This window comes from Kribbella sp. CA-293567 (assembly GCF_027627575.1).
Classification (GTDB): domain Bacteria; phylum Actinomycetota; class Actinomycetes; order Propionibacteriales; family Kribbellaceae; genus Kribbella.
The window spans coordinates 1,086,568-1,101,923 of record NZ_CP114065.1 but is presented as its reverse complement, the minus strand read 5'-3'; the positions used below and the strand labels follow the sequence as shown (position 1 = coordinate 1,101,923).

Genomic DNA, 15,356 nt, shown 5'->3' with positions numbered 1-15,356 from the left:
GGGACCGGCTGCCCGAACGGGAAGATCTGGCGGCCTCCGGCGGTCAGGGGTTCACAGCCGCCTTGTTACGGGCCAGTATGGGTACCCGGTGACCGACCGGGCACTGTCCGCACTTACCACGTAACCCCGCACACGGGACGCGCGTTAGAGCTAGCACGGACGGTCGCCGGACGGAGTACCGCAGAACTGGGCCGCAAGATTTGCCCGCAGGGTGGGCGGGGCAGGTCGATGAGTCACGGAGGGGATCATCGATGGCGAAAGGCAAGCGTCGCGCTCTGGGCGGAGGCGGGTGGCGTCAGGTGGCGCCGCTGATTCCGCTGGCGCTGTTCGCGAGCGCGTTCACCGTCAGTGCCACCGACGATCCGGCGGTCGCGACAGCGTCGCTGGAGCAGGGTGTCTCCAAGAACAACCCGGTGGTCGTGCCGAAGACCCCGATCGGCGACCCGGCGAACGTGCCGGTCCCCGGCTTGGTCGGCCACGGCGTCGATCCCGGCGAGCAGCCGACCCAGGTGGTCTCCGGCCTGTCCCGCAACGGCATTCCCACCGTCGCGCTGAAGGCGTACTCGCGAGCCCAGCAGGTGCTGGCGCAGGCCGATCCGGCCTGCCAGCTGCCGTGGACCCTGGTCGCCGCGATCGGCCGGGTCGAGTCGAACCACGGCCGCTTCGGCGGCAACTCGCTGATGACCGACGGCGTCGCCACCCCCGGCATCCTCGGCCCACGGCTGGACGGCACGAGCACTGCCCGGATCACCGACTCCGACGGCGGCAAGCTGGACGGCGACGCCGCCTACGACCGTGCGGTCGGGCCGATGCAGTTCATTCCGCAGACCTGGCAGTCGATGGGCGTCGACGGTGACGGCGACGGGGTGAAGAACCCGCAGGACATCGACGACGCGGCCATGTCGACGGCCGTCTACCTGTGCTCCGGCAACGGCAACCTGTCCAAGGCCTCGGACCTCAACGCCGCCGTACTGCGCTACAACCACTCCCAGCAGTACGTCGATCTCGTGGTCAGCATCGCCAAGGCGTACGCCGGTGGCAGCTGGATCGCCGTCGGCAACGGCACCGAGAGCGACGGCCAGGGCGTGGACCGGGCCGGCGGCCAGATCGACGATCCGGCCGTGGACGCGCCCGCCGACGACAACCTGCCGCAGGCGGTCGACCTGCCGCTCTATCCGGGCGCGAGCAAGCCGACCCCGACCCCGAGCGTGGTGCAGGGCGGCGACGGCAAACCGACGACCAGCCCGACCAAGCGGCCGCCGGCAACGAAGCCGAGCACGCCCGGCACCACCAAGCCGCCGACCACGACCAAGCCCAGCACTCCGCCGACCACCACCAAGCCCCCGGCGACCCAGCCGCCCGCCGTTCCGCCGGTGGTCGCGCCAGTGGTCGCGAAGCTGCAGACCTCGGTCGGCCTGATCGTCGGCACCGTCGGCAGCACCCTGACCGAGCTGACCAGGGCCACCACCTACTGCCAGGCGGAGATGGCGAAGGTGACGATCACCCGACCGACCCAGGACCAGTTGCAGAAGTGCGTGACCGCGTTCCAGACCGGCGGCGTCAAGGCCGTCGATCAGGTGATCCGCAACCTGCTCTCGCTGCTCGGCCTGCTCGGAGTCCTCGGCGGCGGAATCCTCGGCAACTGACCACCCCTCGACCGGCGCGCCTGTCCCACCCCTCCCCCCTTGGGCGCGCCCCGGGCGACGCCACGGAGCTCCTCCCCCCGACTCCGTGGCGTCGCCCTTTTCGTGGCCAAACGCTTATTTGAAGATCTCTCAGCTTTTCCGCGGGTCAGGCGAAGCGCTGGGTGATCTGCTCCATCCGGCTGACCAGGTCGAGGTCGTAGGCGACGCCGGGGACGTAGAAGATGACGTAGTCGGCGCCGGCCTCGAGGGCCGCCTCGACCTTGTTCGCGATCTCGTCGTCGGTACCGATCAGGTTGTCCCGGTCGAACTTGTCCCGGTCCATCGGGCCGAGCGCCTTCGCGGTCGCCCTGACCGGGTCGTCGCCCTGGTCGATCGGGAACGCGTTGATCCCGGTGGACTTGATGATCTGGTCGTAGTCGCGGCCGATCGCCTCGCAGTGCCCCTTCAGGATCGCGGTCTTCTCCCGGATCACGTCGGGGTCGCCGCCGCCGATGTTGGCCGCGTCGGCGTACTTCGCGACCAGTTTCAGCGTGACGTTCGGGCCGCCGCCACCGATCCAGAGGCTCGGGTGCGGCTTGCGCACCCCCTTCGGCTCGTTGATCGGCTTGTCGATCGAGTAGTACTTGCCGTCGAAGACCGGCTCGTCCTCGGTCCACATCTTGTAGATGATCTCGGTGGCCTCGCGGAAGGCGCCCATCCGGTCCTTCAGCTCGGGCCACTCGTACCCGTAGGCCTTCCACTCGTGCTCGTACCAGCCCGCGCCCAGCCCGGCGTACAGGCGGCCGTGGCTGGCGACGTCGACGGTGGAGGCGATCTTCGCGTAGAGCGCCGGGTTGCGGTAGCCGTTGCAACCGACCATCTGGCCGATGTTCACCCGCTGGGTGTCGCGGGCCAGCGCCGCCGTCGCGGTCCAGCACTCGAAGGTGCTCTCGGTGCTCGGCTCCGGCACCGTGTGGAAGTGGTCGAACAACCAGATCGAGTCCCAGGACCCCTCGTCGGCCTTCTTCGCGACGGCCGTCATCGCCTCCCACTGCTCGATCGGGTCACTGAACCCGGCGAGATCCATCTTCCAGCCCTGCGGAACGAACAATCCAAACCGTGTAGTCATCCCACCATCCAAGCCGTCCACTCTGAACCGGTCCAGCACCACACCTACTGAATTCCCACTGAATAACCGCACTCCAGCTTCTGAATCGAGGATCCACCATCCACCCGACCAGATTCGACGAGCTCTTCACCGAGGCCGTACCGCTGATCTCGAGCGGCAACCACCAACGCGACACCCCGCCGGTGGAAGGCGGCCGCTGGCCGGTCAGCGTCGTACTGCGGCCGCCCGTCGACGGCGCTCTGAGCCGGACCCTCGACGCCCTGACAGTGGAGGCAGCGGCCCTGGCAGGCGCTGGGCACTGGCAGACCGGTCAGGCGGGCTCCGCGCACCTCACCGTTCGGGCGCTGGAGTACTACCGCCCGACCGTGGACCCCGATGAACCAGTCGTCAAGCGCTATCAGGCGGCGATCGAGCGCGCTGCCGCCATCACCGGCCCAGCCCGCCTGAAGGTCACCGGCCTCACCCTTACCTCCGGCACGGTGATGGCCTCGGCGGTTGCCCTGGACGACCAGGCAACCCTCCTGATGTCTCGCCTCGCCGACGAGCTCGGGGACGACGGCTGGCACGAGCGCGACTACGGCCGCAACCTCTGGTACGTCAATCTCCTCCACTTCACCACCGACATCCCCCAGCCCGCCCGGCTCGTCGACTGGATCCGGTCCTACCGCACCACCGGCTTCGGCGAGGTCACGATCGATACCATCGAGCTGGTCCGCTTCCACCATTCCCCGGCCGGTCCGCGCCCGTTCATGCGGCCCGGGGCGCTGGGTGCCGCTTACCTCAGAAAACGGTGATTCGGGTGGAATCTTGCGGAGTGAGAGCGCTCTAGTTCCGGAACCGGTGGGGTCTTGACCAGGGGGCTGGGAGGGCTGAGAGTCGGGCGCGACGCGTGCGTGAGGCTCGCGCCTGATCTTTGAGGAGTCGCCCATGCCCAGGTGGCCTGGTTTCCGCCCGCCCAGACGACGTACGACTCTCATCACCGTGGCCGCGCTGGTGACCGGACTGCTGCCGCTCGGGGTCGCCGCGCAGGCGGCGGCCGACGACCCGGAGCCGACCGTGCTGGCCGCGTTCGAGGGGGCGGAGCCGTTCGCGTCGCCGCCGAACCCCGGCATCTTCGGCTGGGGCAGTGACGCCGACGACCCGCCCACGATGGAGCTGCAGGAGCGCGCCGACGCGCCGGTGGGCAGCAAGGTGCTGCACGGCAAGTACGACATCAGTGGCTGGGGAGGGTTCAGCCACGACGTGACCTTCGACCAGAACCCCGGGAACTGGTCGGCGCACAAGGGCATCCGGTTCTGGTGGTACGGGCAGAACACCGCCCCGCTGCCACCCGGCTCGGGCAAGCGGATCGCCTTCGAGATCAAGGACGGTGGCGCGAACGCCGAGGCGTCGGAGCTGTGGAACACCAGCTTCACCGACGACTGGGAAGGCTGGCACCTGGTCGAGATCCCGTTCAGCGAGCTCAGCTACCGCGGTGACTACCAGCCGGTCGGCGGGATCGACCAGATCCTCAACCTGACCCAGATGTGGGGCTACGCCTTCACCATGCCCGGCGGCGCTCCTGGTGAGTTCGCCATCGACCAGGTCGAGGTCTACGGCAAGGCCGACCCCGCCCTGAAGGCGAGCATCGTCACCGACGCCGGTGTCTACCCGGTCAAGGAGGGTGGCACGGCGAAGGTCAACATCAGCCTCTCCACCACCGGCGGACTGCCGCTGGACGAGCCGGTCACGGTCGAGTACCGCACGGGGACGGGCAGCGCCGGTACCGGCGACTACAGCCCGGTCTCCGGTGCCTTCACCTTCCCGGCCGGTACGCCGTCCGGCGCGTCGCAGGTGGTCAAGGTGATCACCAAACGCGACACCACGGCCGAGGTGGCCGAGACCATCCCGTTCGAGCTCACGGTCACCGGCGCGAAGGCTCCGGCCGTCACTCCGCAGGTGGTGGTCAACGCGCACGACCTGCCGTACCTGAACGCCGCCCTGCCCGTGCAGACCAGGGTGGCGGACCTGCTCGGCCGGATGACGCTGGCCGAGAAGGTCGGCCAGATGACCCAGGCCGAGCGGAACGCGCTGAAGGCGAAGAGCGACATCGCGACGTACGCGCTGGGTTCGCTGCTGTCCGGTGGCGGCTCGGTGCCGACCCCGAACACCCCGGCCGCCTGGGCCGCGATGATCGACAGCTTCCAGCTCAACGCGCAGGCGACCCGCCTGCAGGTACCGCTGATCTACGGCGTCGACGCGGTGCACGGCCACAACAACGTGATCGGCGCGACGATCCTGCCGCACAACATCGGGATCGGCGCGACCCACGACGCCGACCTGGCCCGCAAGACCGGTGAGGTGACCGCGACCGAGGTCCGGGCCACCGGTATCCCGTGGGACTTCGCTCCCTGCGTCTGTGTGGTCCGCGACGACCGCTGGGGCCGCTCGTACGAGGGCTTCAGCGAGGACCCCGCGCTGGTGAAGGTGATGGCCAGTGTCATCACCGGCATGCAGGGCAAGGCCGACGGCAGCGAGCTGGGTCAGTACAAGCGCGTGCTGGCCTCCGCCAAGCACTACGTCGGCGACGGCGGTACGACGTACGGGTCGTCGGGCACCGGCAGCTACAAGATCGACCAGGGCATCACCAAGGTGACCCAGAAGCAGCTCGAGGACATCCACCTGTCGCCGTTCCAGACCTCGGTCGACCTCGGCGTCGGCACCGTGATGCCGTCGTACTCGAGCGTCGAGATCCTGGACGACAACGGCGGGACCGTCAGCCCGCCGCTGAAGATGCACGGTCACGACGCGCTGATCAACGGCACCCTCAAGCAGAAGATGGGCTTCGAGGGCTTCGTGATCAGCGACTGGCAGGCGATCGACCAGCTGCCCGGTGACTACCCGAGCGACATCCGGACCTCGATCAACGCCGGTCTGGACATGATCATGGTGCCGACCAACTACCAGGGCTTCACCCAGGGCCTGACCGACGAGGTCACCGCCGGCCGGGTCAGCCAGGCCCGGATCGACGACGCGGTCAGCCGGATCCTGGTGCAGAAGTTCCGGCTCGGCCTGTTCGAGCGCCCGTACTCCGACCCGACCCGGCTCGGCTCGGTCGGTTCGCCGGCCCACCGCGCGGTCGGCCGGGAGGCCGCGGCCAAGTCGCAGGTGCTGCTGAAGAACGACGGCAACCTGTTGCCGCTGGCACCGACCGCGAAGGTCTACGTGGCCGGTGGCAACGCCAACGACCTGGGCAACCAGCTCGGCGGCTGGTCGATCAGCTGGCAGGGTGGCTCCGGCAGCACCACCACCGGTACGACGATCCTGGACGGCATCAAGCAGGTGGCCCCGACCGCGACGTTCAGCCAGGACGCCTCGGCACCGACCGACGGGCACGACGTCGGGGTGGTCGTCGTCGGCGAGAAGCCGTACGCCGAGGGCATCGGTGACGTCGGCAACAACGGCCACACGCTCGGCCTGAACGCCGGCGACAAAGCCGCCGTGGAGAAGGTCTGCGCGGCGATGAAGTGTGTCGTGCTGGTGGTCTCCGGCCGCCCGCAGGTGATCGCCGACCAGCTCGGTCAGATCAACGCGCTGGTCGCGTCCTGGCTGCCGGGCACCGAGGGCGCCGGCGTGGCCGACGTCCTGTTCGGCAAGCGCCCGTTCAGCGGCCGCCTGCCGGTCACCTGGGCGAAGTCGGAGGCACAGCAGCCGATCAACGTCGGCGACGCGGCGTACGACCCGCAGTACCCGTACGGCTGGGGTCTGACCACCCAGGCCGCCGCCCGCGAGAACGTCTCCGACACCAGGAGGGACCTGCTGCGCCGGGCGCCGGCGGACCCGAACGTCGTGCTCGCCGCCGCTGCGCTCGACCAGGCGCTGAAGGTGAAGGACTGGTCCGGGCCGCAGGCAACGACCGCGCTGGCCGCACTCGGCCAGGCAGGCAAGTACCTGCAGCTGACCTCGGTGGACACCTCCAACGAGGACGACGCCGTCGTCGCCGGAGCTCGCTGGATCGCCCAGGACCAGATCGGCCAGAACCTCGACGAGGCCACGTCGAAGCTCACCGCCGACGCGGAGCACCTGGCCTTCAGCGGTGACCTCACCAACGCGATCGCCAAGCTGACGGCCGCGTACAACCTGAAGTAACCGCCAGACGGAGGGGCCGGCGAGTTGCACCTCGCCGGCCCCTCCTGCTTTTCCCGGTCAGACGGAGACCAGTTCCCGGTCGTCCGTCGCCGCCGGCCGGGCAGCGGACAACTTGTTCGGCCACCAGGCGAACCGGCCGAGCAGCACCAGGATGGACGGCAGCATCACGATCCGTACCAGCGTCGCGTCGATCAGGACCGCGACCGCCAGCCCGACCCCCATCTGCTTCATCTCCATCATTCCCAGCGTCGCGAAGACGGCGAACACCGAGACCATCACGGCCGCCGCACTGGTCACCACCCCGGCCGACTCGGTGATCCCCTTGCGCACCGCCTCCCGCGGCGACAAGCCGGCCTGCACGCCTTCGCGGATCCGGCCGAGGACGAACACGTGGTAGTCCATCGACAGTCCGACCAGGATGACGAACAGGAACACCGGAATCCACGACACCACGAAGCCGGGTGAGGTGAAGTCCAGCAGGCCCTCGGCCCAGGTGTGCTGGAAGACCAGCGACAGCACACCGAAGCAGGCCGCCACCGAGGCCAGGTTCAGCAGCGTCGTGACGACGGCGATCGCCAGGCTGCGGAAGGTGGCCGCCATCATCACCAGGGTCAGGACCAGCACGAAGGCGATCACGTAGGGCAGTTGGTCGCGCTGGTGCTGCCCGTAGTCGACAGACTGCGCCGACTGCCCGCCGACCGCCCATTGGACCGAGCTCAGCGCCGACGGCACCACGTCGTCACGCAACCGGTCCAGCGCCGCCCGGGCGTCCTCACTCGTGTCCGGACGAACCGACACCAGCGTCAGTACCGCGGTGTCACCGGCCTGCCGGATCTCACTTCCCGGCGTCACCACGAACTCCTTGCTCGCCACCGCTGCCCGCCTTACCTCGGTCAGCCCGGTCACCGCATCATTGCCTTTGGCAACCACATCGTAGGACATCCCCTCGGACGGGAAGTTCTGCTGCAGCGCGGTCATCGTGCGCACCTCGGGGATGCTCTGCGGCAACGTGCTCAACCCACCCGGCTCGGTCTTCATCCCCAGCGCCGGTACCGCGAGCGCCACCACCGCGACGATCGAGAGACCCAGCGCGACCTTGGGGAAGCGCAGTACCGGGGCCAGCAGCCGTCGGCTGATACCGCCCGGACCGATCCGGCGGTTGAGCCGCCAGAGCAGCGGAACGCGCGGGCGATCGACCCGGTGGCCGAGCTTGACCAGCAGCGCCGGCAGCACCGTGAGGGATCCGAGCACCGCCACCGCCACGACGACGATCGTTGCCGTGGCCATCGAGGAGAAGACCGGGTCCTGCGCGACGTACAGGCCTGCCATCGACACGATCACCGCAAGGCCCGAGACAACCACCGAGTGCCCCGACGTGGCCGCCGCGATCTCGACCGCGTCGACCGTACTGCGACCGCGCTGCCGCTCCTCCCGTTCGCGCTTCAGATAGAACAACGAGTAGTCGACGCCGACGGCCATGCCGATCAGCAGCACGACGTTCGCCACGGAGCCGCCGTCAGGGAACAGGTAGGACAGTGGCGCGTAGAAGCCGAGCGCGGCGCCGACCGCCGAGAAGGCCAGCAGGACAGGGATTCCGGCCGCGATCAGCGCGCCGAAGGCGAGCAGCATCAGGACGAAGGTGAGCGGCAGGCTGATCTTCTCGGCCCGGGCCAGGTCGGCCCCCACCTGCTTCCAGATGCCCTGGTCCAGTGAGGCTTCACCGGCCTGGGCGATGGTCAGCGACGGATTGGCCTGCTGTACCTCACTGGTTGCCGCGAGCACCTTGTCGACGTTGTCGGCGGCATCGTCGGCGTTGCCCTTCAACGTGACCGGCAGCAGCGCTGCCTTGCCGTTCTCCGCCCAGATCGGCTCCCCCACCGTGTCGACCGCATCGACAGCGGCCAGCTTCTGCTGGAGCTGCGCGAAGGCCGTCGTGGCGGCCGCCCGGTCGAGCGGACCGTCGGGGTCGGTCAGCAGGACCGTCTCACCCGGCTTGTCCTCCAGCCCGGCCGCGCGGATCAGCTCGGACGCCGTACCGGACTGGCCCGTCCAGGTGTCCTCGGCCTTGGTGGCCTGTTTCGGTACCGCGATCATCAAGCCGACCGCGACGACGACCAGCAACATCCAAAGGCCGATCGCGCGCCACGGATGGGTTGCACTCCAGCGCGCGACGCGCACCGTCATCGATCCCCTGCTCATCCTGGTTACCTCTCGCTGCCCCCGTGCGGACACCCTGCCCGCGATACTCAAAGCGTGGTAGCCAGCAGGAGAGAACTCAGGAGTGCCAGCCCCCATGGGAAGGGGGAGTTACGTCTACCCCGCGACCGGCTCGGAGTCGGTGAGTGGGCGGGAGCGAAGCCGGCGAAGCATCCGGGCGTCCTCGAAACCGACGGCACGGGCCGCCGCCTCGACGGTGGAGCCGTGGCCGATCAGGTGCTCGGCACGCTCCAGCCTCAGCAGTTGCTGGTAGCGCAACGGCGTGAGCCCGGTGGCCTGGGTGAAGATGCGGGTGAGCGTCCGCTCGCTGACGCCCACTCCCCTGGCGAGGTCGGCCAGCCGCAGCTGTTCGGCGTACCGGCTGTCGATGACGTCCTGGACCCGGTGCGCGAGGTCGCTGAGGTGGCCACGGTGGCGGAGCATCGCGCTCTTTTGCGGCTCGTCACCGTTGCGGCGGGCGTAGACGACCATCTCCCGCGCGATCCTGGCCGCCACCTCGGCGCCTCGCGCGACCGCGACGAGATGCAGCGCCAGGTCGATCCCGCTGGCGATTCCGGCCGAGGTGATGACGCGTTCGTCCTCGACGTACAGGACGTCGCGGACCATGGTGGCCTTCGGGTACCGCGCGGCGAGTTCGTCGGTCAGGTCGTGATGTGTGGTGTAGCGGCGGCCGTCGAGCAGGCCGGCGGCACCAAGAGCGTCTGCCCCCGAGCAGACACTCGCGATCGACCCGCCTGCCGCGTGATGGGTCCGCAGCCGTTGCTTGGTGGTTGCCGAGAGTGGTGGGGTCGGCGTCAGCCGCGGTGACCGCCAGCCCGGTACCACGACGAGGTCGCTCGACCGCAACTCCGGCCACTCCAGCTGAGCCCTCATCGGCACTCCCTGCGCGGTGACGATCTCCTGGGTCTCGGCCAGATAGCTCAGTTCGTAGCCGTACCCGAGGTCGTTCGCGGTCGAGAACACCTGGGCTGGACCGGCGAGGTCCAGCAGGTGGAGTTTCGGCAGCAGGAGGAAGACGACCTTGGTAGGCATGATCCGGTCAGGATGCCATGACCGCGGGTGCCACCTCATCGAGTGTCCGGATGGTGGCGAACCGGCCGGCCAGCACGTATTCCGTCCGCTCGACGACCGTCTCCGGGAAGAGCGTGCGAGGATCCGCCAGTACGTCGGCCAGCGGGGCATCGGCCGGCAGCGTCCAGTGCGGCAACGGCGTGGTCGCGGTCGCCTCGGTCACGAAGACGACGTCGTACCCGAGATCGGAGGCGACCCGGGTGGTGGTCTCGCAGCACTGCTCGGTGCGGATGCCGCTGATGACGAGTTCGCGAATGCCTTGCTGGGTGAGCAGTTGCTGCAGATTCGTGGTGGTGAAGGCGTTGTGCGAGGTCTTGCGCAGTACCGGCTCGTCGGCGAGGGGCTCGAGGCCGTCGATGAAGCGGACGTGACCATTGACCGGGTCGAAGGCTCCACCCGTCCCGGGCTCGGTGTGCAGGACCCAGATCACCAGGTCACCCTTGGCGCGGGCGGCGTGCACCAGCCGGTCCACCCGATCGGCGATGTCGGGATGGTTCACCGCGCTCCAGTTCTCCCGGACCCGGAAGGATTCCTGAACGTCGATCACGAGCAGCGCTATCTGAGTCATGGCTCTATCGTCCGGGTCCGACCGGCCTCGCGTAAGACCGCATCACGTCTCCGGCCGGACCGATCCGGTCAGCTGTCGGACGGCACTCCAGCAGTGCGTGGAGTCATCGGACGAATTCGAACCGTTACAAACTATTCCAAACACTGGACAACCCTGCCTACAGTGCCCGGGTCGGCCATGTGCACGCTCTCCCCGGCCGGCACCGCCCAGCACGAGTGAGGGGATTCCATGTCAGACAACCTGCCCCGCCGACAAGTACTGCGAACCGCCGGCGCGCTCGGACTCGGCGCCGCCGCGGCCGGTGCGCTGACCAGTGGAGCCGAGGCCGCCGGTCCGCCGGATAGGGTCGCCGCCATGGGCTCACAGCACGGTCACGGCCGGCTCGAGATCCGCAAGGATCCGTTCGGCACCACCCCCGAAGGCGTCGCCGTGGACGTGTACACGTTCACCAACGGCCGGGTCACCATCTCGATGCTGACCTGGGGCGCGACCCTGCAGCGGATCGAGACGCCGGACCGGCGCGGCCGCACCGAGAACATCAGCCTCGGCTTCGACAACCTGCCCGACTACGCGGCACTCAGCCCGTACTTCGGCTCGACCATCGGCCGCTTCGGCAACCGGATCGCCAAGGGCAGGTTCACCCTGGACGGCACCAGCTACCAAATCCCGGTCAACAACGGCGAGAACGCGTTGCACGGCGGCACCACCGGCTTCGACAAGCGGGTCTGGAAGGCCAAGGTCGTCAAGACCGACAAGGCGATCGGGGTCGCGTTCAGCTACGTCAGCCCGGACGGGGAGATGGGCTTCCCGGGCACGTTGACGACCACGGTCACCTACACGCTCGACAAGCAGGACAACCTGAAGATCGGCTACCTGGCCACCGTGGCCGGCAAACCGACCATCGTGAACCTGACCAACCACGTCTACTTCAACCTGGCCGGTGAGGGTTCGGGCTCGATCGACGGGCACATCCTGCAACTGAACGCCGCGAAGTACACCCCGGTCGACGCCGGCCTGATCCCGACCGGCGAGCTCGCCCCGGTGGCCGGTACGCCGTTCGACTTCAACCAGCCGACCGCGATCGGCAAACGCCTGCGCGGCGACCACCCCCAACTGGTGATCGGGCGTGGCTACGACCACAACTTCGTCCTCAGCGACAAGCCCGGCCGCGACGGCCTCCGCTACGCCGCCCGCTTCTGGGAGCCGGCCGAGGGCCGCACGGTCACCGTGCACACCACCGAGCCCGGCGCCCAGTTCTACAGCGGCAACTTCCTCGACGGCACCTTCTCCGGCATCAGCGGCAAGGCCTACCGCCAGGGCGACGCCTTCGCCTTCGAGACCCAGCACTACCCCGACTCCCCCAACCACCCGTCCTTCCCCTCCACGGTCCTGCGCCCCGGCCAGACCTTCACCTCCACCACCATCTACACCTTCGGCACCAAGTAGCAGCCCAGGAGTTCACCGTCCGGGGGCATGACGAAGGGGGTGGCCATCGGCCACCCCCTTGGTCGGTTACAGCTTCAGTTCTGGGAGTTGGCGACCAGCGTGAGGTTGCTGGTGCCGTGCTCCTTGTCGTACTCGGTGAGCAGGCGCTCGGCGTCCACCTCGGAGGAGGCGATCGCGGAGGCGAGGGTCGCCGCGGTGCGCGGGCGGTCCTCGGGCCAGTCGGACAGCAGCGCCCAGGCGCGCATCCGCTTCTTCTCCAGGTCGCCACCGGTGCCGCTGCCGTTCGAGGACGACTTCGGACGCGGGGTGGACCGTGCCGTCGAGGCCGCCCGCGTGGTGACCTCGCGGGCGATGACGGCCGGCTCCTCGGTGACCACGGGGGCCGGCTGGGCCGGCGTGGTGGCGACGAAGGGCTCTTCGACCACCGGCGCGACCGACTGCGGCACCGTCTTGCGTACGGTCTTCTTCGAGGCCGTCTTCTTCGCGGTCGCGGTAGCCGGCTTCGGCGTGGCCGCTGCGGTCTTGGCAGCAGCTGCCTTCGGCTGGGCTGCGCGGCGCTGGTCGACCGCCGGCGGCGCCTCGTCCACCGGGTGCTGCACGAACGGCGAGTCCGGACGCGGCTTGGCGACCACCGGCTGCTGAGCAGCGGCAGCCGCGGCGGCGGCCTCCTCGATGACCTCGGCGTCGCGGGCCTCGTCAGTACTGCGGTCGTAGGGGAGGTAGTCGACGGCCATCAGTTCACCGGTCATCGCCTCGCCCCACTGCTCGTCGTCGCGCAGCGGTACGCCGCCCGTCGGCCGGGCCTGCTGGGCCGGCAACTGCTGGACGGGGATGTGCTGCACCGGCGGCGGCGTCGAGCCCTCCACCACCCAGACCGAGGCGCGCAGGTCGGCGTGCTCCTCCTTGACCGGTTCCGGCTCGGGCTCGGGCGGCGGGGAGATCGCGAGCGTCAGCTTGTTGGTGACGACCTCGTAGTTGATCCGCTCCTCGAGCATCCCGGCCAGCCGGTCCGCGTCGTACGTCGTCTCGGCGATCTTCGCCAGCCGCTCGTCCTGGTGCTCGGAGCGGATGTACTCCGCGACGGTGCCGGCGATCGCGTCCCGGCGCGCGTTGTTGCGCAACTGGACCCGGGCCGCCCGCAGGCTCTCGTACAGACCGAGGCCGTGCTCGAGCGCGATGGACCGGGCCAGCCAGGTGACCTTGGGCTCGCGGACCCACTGGACCACGCCGTAGACCGGACCGGTGGTGGCCATCTGCCCGGCCTTGCGGAGCGCGTCGCGGCGACGGGCGGAGCTGTGGATCAGCCAGAGCACGTAGGCGAACGCGGACAGGCCACCGAAGCCGAAGGCCAGGAAGCGCTCCTCCGGCCGCCAGTGGCCGACGACGTTGAAGACCAGCGCGACGATCGCGGCGAACAGCGACATGGCACGGTAGGCGTAGGCCTGCTCACCCTTGCGGCGGCGCAGGTCGGCCAGGGCGGCGGTGGCGACGCCACCCAGCTCGATGACGGCCACCGCGGGAGTGACCAGAGCGATCTTGAGGAACGGCGAGAAGCCTTCCTCGGGCCACGGAATGTGCGTGACGCCGGCCCAGACCTGACCGACGAGGGCGGCGGTTGCCGCGGTTGCATAGAAGGCGTAGGCGACTTTGTCAGCACCTGTGAGGGGTACGTTGGCGAGCTCGCCAGTACTGGTGCTGGTGGTGTTCTCCTGCAAGACGTGGTCTCCTGACCGGTTTGGGCTCTCCGGCAGTTCGTCGGTGATGGTTCCTGCGATGCCTCCCCAGGTGGCTGGATGAGGCTACCGGTTCCCGGGCCCTTCAGGGGAGGCGATACCGGAAACGATTTCCTACCGCTCCCCCTACCTCCCCCACCAGGGTCCGCTTCACACCTGCCATCGGCAAAATCCACCGGCGCCGAGGGAGCCGTCGCAGTACCGTCACGACGGTGATCCCAACCCTTCGCTCACTTCCGGATCCAGCGGCGCTGCGCGCTCGGCTGAGCGCGGTCCACCGCCTCGATTTCACCGGCTGCACGCTGCTGCGCTCACTGGTCAACGACGTGTACGAACTGACCACCACAGACGCCCGCTTCGTGCTCGAGCTGTACCGAGCCGATGGGCGAACAGCGACCAAAATCCTTTGGGAGACAGAGCTTTCCGGCCGGCTCCTCCGCGCCTCGTTCGCAGCCCGAGCCGGACTGGGAGGAGATCCTTGCCCCCGCGGAGGAAAACCTGCTGCGAGGTCTCGGCAACGCAGTACGGAGTCACCTGGCCCAGTACTCCGATGCCTTGGGCCGGGGTGTCTGTCATGGCGATGTCAGCCTCGACAACATCCTGGTTTCCGACGACGGCCTCTCGCTCCACGACTTCGACCTGTCGGGCACGGGCTATCGCGCCGCCGACTTCACCGGGGTCGCCAGTCCGTCGGCGAAGGCTGGGCGCAGCACGAACTGGACGCTCTCCGCGAGGCAGCCGGGCAACTCCTCTGACTCGGCAACTAATCTGAGCGCTGGGGCAAATTCTGGTGGACGAAAACGGCCAGCTGGGTCCGGTCCCTGAGGTTGAGCTGGCCCAGGATGCTGGAGATGTGGCTCTTGACCGTGCCTTCGGAGATCACCAGGTCCCGGGCGATCTCGCGGTTGTTGGCGCCGACCGCGACCAGCCGCAGGACCTCCTGCTCGCGATCGGTGAGCCGCGCGAGCTCGGCGGGCAACTCCCTGGGCGATGAACCGAGGGCGGCCGAAGAAAGCGCGGCGACCACCTTGGCCGCGGCCGCGGGCGCCAGTTGCAGGACACCACGGCTGGCCAGCCGGACGGCTTCCGCGAGGTCCCGGGCCGGGAGATTCTTCAGCAGGTAGCCAGTGGCGCCCACCTGCAACGCCCTCGTCACATGGTCGTCGTCATCGAAGGTGGACAGCATCACCACCTTGACGGCCGGCCTGCTACGGACGATCTCGGCCGTTGCCTGCACCCCGTCCATGACCGGCATCCGCACATCCATCAGCACCACGTCGGGGACGAGTTCCTCCACCAGGCGCAGTGCCTCGGCGCCGTCAGCGGCGGTCGCCACCACCTCGATACCGGGCTGTCGTTCGAGGATGGCGGTCAGCCCGTCCCGCATCAGTTCCTGGTCGTCGACGATCAGCAACCGGAGGTTCTCGCTGGTCCCCATC

The 15,356-nt window shown here is 68.9% G+C and carries 11 protein-coding genes; 5 read left to right on the top strand and 6 right to left on the bottom strand.

The window, feature by feature from the left end:
* Positions 1-251 precede the first annotated feature (251 nt).
* Entirely contained in the window at positions 252-1,646 is a 1,395-nt protein-coding gene (locus tag OX958_RS05220; RefSeq protein ID WP_270136026.1) for a lytic transglycosylase domain-containing protein, read from the top strand.
* A gap of 145 nt (positions 1,647-1,791) precedes the next feature.
* On the opposite strand, the gene OX958_RS05215 is transcribed toward OX958_RS05220, so the two are convergent.
* Entirely contained in the window at positions 1,792-2,754 is a 963-nt protein-coding gene (locus tag OX958_RS05215) for an LLM class F420-dependent oxidoreductase (protein ID WP_270136025.1), read from the bottom strand.
* A 182-nt stretch (positions 2,755-2,936) separates the two neighbouring features.
* On the opposite strand from OX958_RS05215, the gene OX958_RS05210 reads away from it, so the two are divergent.
* Both OX958_RS05210 and OX958_RS05205 read left to right on the top strand, forming a co-directional pair.
* Complete coding sequence (locus tag OX958_RS05210) at positions 2,937-3,548, top strand: hypothetical protein (protein ID WP_270136024.1); 612 nt, start codon at positions 2,937-2,939, stop codon at positions 3,546-3,548.
* A 133-nt stretch (positions 3,549-3,681) separates the two neighbouring features.
* A complete protein-coding gene (locus OX958_RS05205; protein ID WP_270136023.1) occupies positions 3,682-6,882 on the top strand; it encodes a glycoside hydrolase family 3 N-terminal domain-containing protein in 3,201 nt (1,066 codons plus the stop codon).
* A 57-nt stretch (positions 6,883-6,939) separates the two neighbouring features.
* On the opposite strand, the gene OX958_RS05200 is transcribed toward OX958_RS05205, so the two are convergent.
* From OX958_RS05200 to OX958_RS05190, 3 genes are all read right to left on the bottom strand, one after another.
* Positions 6,940-9,081, bottom strand: a complete 2,142-nt coding sequence (locus OX958_RS05200) for an MMPL family transporter (RefSeq protein ID WP_270136022.1) — start codon at positions 9,079-9,081, stop codon at positions 6,940-6,942.
* 114 nt (positions 9,082-9,195) lie between these two features.
* The gene (locus OX958_RS05195) at positions 9,196-10,131 is read right to left on the bottom strand and encodes a GlxA family transcriptional regulator (protein WP_270136021.1); all 936 of its coding nucleotides are present in this window, start codon (positions 10,129-10,131) and stop codon (positions 9,196-9,198) included.
* 7 nt (positions 10,132-10,138) lie between these two features.
* Entirely contained in the window at positions 10,139-10,738 is a 600-nt protein-coding gene (locus OX958_RS05190) for an isochorismatase family protein (RefSeq protein WP_270136020.1), read from the bottom strand.
* 228 nt (positions 10,739-10,966) lie between these two features.
* Here OX958_RS05190 and OX958_RS05185 point away from each other — a divergent pair, with 228 nt between their 5' ends.
* Positions 10,967-12,184 (top strand): aldose epimerase family protein, encoded by a 1,218-nt coding sequence (locus OX958_RS05185; RefSeq protein ID WP_270136019.1) that lies wholly within the window; start codon positions 10,967-10,969, stop codon positions 12,182-12,184.
* Between the two features lie 74 nt (positions 12,185-12,258).
* Here the strand turns inward: OX958_RS05185 and OX958_RS05180 are convergent, their stop codons facing one another.
* Positions 12,259-13,899 carry a hypothetical protein gene (locus OX958_RS05180; protein WP_270136018.1) on the bottom strand — a complete coding sequence of 547 codons (1,641 nt, stop codon included), beginning with the start codon at positions 13,897-13,899 and terminating at the stop codon, positions 12,259-12,261.
* A 399-nt stretch (positions 13,900-14,298) separates the two neighbouring features.
* On the opposite strand from OX958_RS05180, the gene OX958_RS35325 reads away from it, so the two are divergent.
* The gene (locus OX958_RS35325) at positions 14,299-14,742 is read left to right on the top strand and encodes a phosphotransferase (RefSeq protein WP_442913247.1); all 444 of its coding nucleotides are present in this window, start codon (positions 14,299-14,301) and stop codon (positions 14,740-14,742) included.
* Here OX958_RS35325 and OX958_RS05175 read toward each other — a convergent pair.
* A complete protein-coding gene (locus OX958_RS05175; RefSeq protein ID WP_270136017.1) occupies positions 14,681-15,355 on the bottom strand; it encodes a response regulator in 675 nt (224 codons plus the stop codon). The genes OX958_RS35325 and OX958_RS05175 overlap by 62 nt on opposite strands.
* Position 15,356: the final 1 nt, after the last annotated feature.